At 65.6% G+C, this 2,912-nt stretch carries 2 protein-coding genes; both read left to right on the top strand.

The window, feature by feature from the left end; translation table 11 throughout:
• Positions 1-2,214 (top strand): 5-amino-6-(D-ribitylamino)uracil--L-tyrosine 4-hydroxyphenyl transferase CofH (cofH, locus tag AAC640_RS18280; protein WP_340268875.1); only part of this gene is annotated, 2,214 nt, incomplete at its 5' end.
• Positions 2,215-2,239: 25 nt separating this feature from the next.
• On the top strand, positions 2,240-2,878 hold the full coding sequence (gene npdG, locus AAC640_RS18275; RefSeq protein ID WP_340268873.1) for an NADPH-dependent F420 reductase: 639 nt from the start codon (positions 2,240-2,242) through the stop codon (positions 2,876-2,878).
• Positions 2,879-2,912: the final 34 nt, after the last annotated feature.

The following is a 2,912-nucleotide window of genomic DNA, read 5'->3' as shown; positions in this document are numbered from 1 at the left end:
CCGTTGGTGACCTATTCGCGCAAGGTTTTCATTCCGCTGACGAAGCTGTGCCGGGATGTTTGTCATTATTGCACCTTTGCGTCGACGCCGTCGCGTGTGGAGACGGCCTATCTTTCGGGCGAGGAGGTTCTGGCGATTGCCCGGGCGGGAGCGGCGGCGGGTTGCCGTGAGGCGCTGTTTACGCTGGGGGATCGTCCGGAGGCGCGGTATGCGGCCGCGCGCGATGCGCTTGGCCGGCTTGGCCATGCGAGCACGCTGTCCTATCTGGAAGAGATGGCCCGGGTCGTTCTTGATGAGACCGGACTGTTGCCGCACATCAATGCGGGCCTGATGGACGCGGGCGATTATGCTGCGCTTCGTCCGGTATCGGCGTCCATGGGATTGATGCTGGAAACGGTATCGGAACGGCTTTCGGAGAAGGGCGGTCCCCATCATGGCTCGCCGGACAAGTGGCCAGCGCGGCGGATCGAGGCGATCGAGGCGGCGGGTCGGGCCGGGGTGCCGTTCACGACCGGGCTGCTGATCGGCATCGGCGAGACGCGGCAGGAGCGGATCGACGCGCTGGTTGCGATCCGCGCCCTGCATCGCCGCCATGGCCATATCCAGGAAGTGATCATCCAGAACTTCCGGGCCAAGCCGGGCACGCGGATGGTTGACCATCCCGAACCCTCGCTGGAAGAGCATCTGTGGACGATCGCCATGGCCCGATTGATCCTGGGTCCGCAGATGGTCATCCAGGCGCCGCCCAATCTGCATGCGCCCGAGGAACTGGCGGCGCTGCTGCGGGCGGGTGTGAACGACTGGGGCGGGGTGTCGCCGGTCACGCCCGATCATGTCAATCCCGAAGCGCCCTGGCCGCATCTGGCCTTGCTGGAGCAGGCGACGGCGGATGCCGGGCGGGTGCTGCGCGAACGTCTTGCCATTGGTCCGGCCTATGCGCTGGAGGCGGACCGCTGGGCCGATCCCGCGATAGCCAGGAAGGTGCGCCAGTCGATCGATGCGCGCGGCCTTCCGCTGACGGACGGCTGGCATGCTGGCGCGGGAGATGATGCTCCTGCGCCTGTGGAGCCTGTTGCCCGGACGACCGGCGCTGAGGAAATCGAGGCGATCATTGCCGCCGCGCGCGCCGGCGACAGGCTGGAGGAGAAGGCTATCGTCGCGCTGTTCGAGGCCGACGGTTCGCATCTGGACCTGTTGACCCGGGCGGCTGACGATCTGCGTCGCGAAGTGGTGGGCGATGCGGTCACCTATGTCGTCAACCGCAACATCAACTATACCAATATCTGCCTTTATAAATGCGGCTTCTGTGCCTTTTCCAAGGGCAGCACGAAGGCGATGCGCGGCCCGGCCTACCGGCTTGACCTGGAAGAGGTCGGGCGCCGCGCGGCCGAGGCCTGGGACAGGGGCGCGACCGAGGTGTGCCTGCAGGGGGGCATCCATCCCGATTATGATGGCAACACCTATCTGTCGGTGCTCAAGGCGGTGCGCGAGGCTGCGCCGCACATCCACATCCATGCCTTTTCGCCGCTGGAGGTCAGCCATGGCGCCGCGACGCTGGGCCTGGGCCTGGAAGCCTATCTGACGCGGCTGCGCGATGCTGGTCTTTCGACCCTGCCGGGAACGGCGGCGGAGATACTGGACGACGAGATCCGGGATATCATCTGCCCGGACAAGCTGAACACGCAGGAGTGGCTGGAGGTGATGCGCACGGCGCATCGCGTTGGCCTGCGGTCCACGGCGACGATCATGTTCGGCCATGTCGAAGGCTATCGGCACTGGGCGCGGCATCTGCTGCGGGTCCGCGATCTCCAGGCGGAGACGGGCGGGTTCACCGAATTCGTGCCGCTGCCCTTTGTGCATATGGAGGCGCCGATCTGGCGGAAAGGGCTGGCGCGCTCGGGCCCCAGCTTCCGCGAGGTGATGTTGATGCATGCGGTTGCCCGCCTGGTGCTGCATCCGCTTATCCCCAACATCCAGGCGAGCTGGGTGAAGCTGGGTCCCACGGGCATCGCGGCTGCGTTGCGGGCGGGGGTCAATGACATGGGCGGGACGCTGATGGACGAATCCATCACCCGGGCGGCCGGTGGCCTGAATGGCCAGCTGTGCGATCCCTCGCAGATGGAGGCGTTCGCGCGGGGAGCGGGACGCCAGGCCGTTCAGCGCACGACATTATACGGGACCGTCATCGCGCCCCAATTGCAGGCGGCGGAATAGCATCAATTTGTAAGGACGAGAGACAATGGGTGAGAAGATTGCGGTTATCGGCGGGACCGGTAACCTGGGGGCGGCGATTGCACGCAGGCTTGCCAAGGCGGGCCATGCGGTGATCATCGGCTCGCGCCTGGCGCAAAGCGCTGAGCGCATTGCGGGGGAACTGGGCTTTGGTCTTTCCGGCATGGCGAATGCCGACGCCGCGCGCGCAGCCGACCTTGTCATCGTGACCGTGCCCTTTGCCGCGCAGGAAGCCACGATCGCGGATATCGCGCCCCATTGCGCGGGCAAGATCGTGGTCGATACGACCGTGCCGCTGGTGCCGCCCAAGGTGATGCGGGTGCAGTTGCCGGCCGAAGGCAGCGCGGCCCAGCGCAGCCAGAAGCAGCTTGGCGAGGGCGTGACGGTCGTGTCCGCGTTCCACAATGTCGCGGCCGACAAGCTCGCGACCGACATGGAAATCAACTGCGACGTGTTTGTGTTCGGCGATGACAAGGCGGCCCGCGAAAAGGTCGTGCAACTGTCGGACGCGATGGGCCTGCGCGCTTTCCACGCCGGTGCGCTGTGCAACTCCGCCGCTGCGGAGGCGCTGACCTCGGTGCTCATCTTCATCAACAAGAATTACGATGTCGGCGAAGCCGGGATCAAAATCACAGGACAGCATTGAAGCACACGGTCCTGCCTGACAATAAGGCAGGACC

It is taken from the genome of Sphingobium mellinum (assembly GCF_037860795.1).
GTDB classification, from domain to species: Bacteria; Pseudomonadota; Alphaproteobacteria; order Sphingomonadales; family Sphingomonadaceae; genus Sphingobium; species Sphingobium mellinum.
Note: the sequence above shows the minus strand (reverse complement) of the source record. Positions and strands in the feature narration are given on the sequence as shown.

What these genes read in the sequence shown, in the direction of transcription:
- npdG (WP_340268873.1), top strand. Translation starts at nt 2,240, where the DNA reads ATGGGTGAGAAGATTGCGGTTATCGGCGGGACCGGTAACCTGGGGGCG.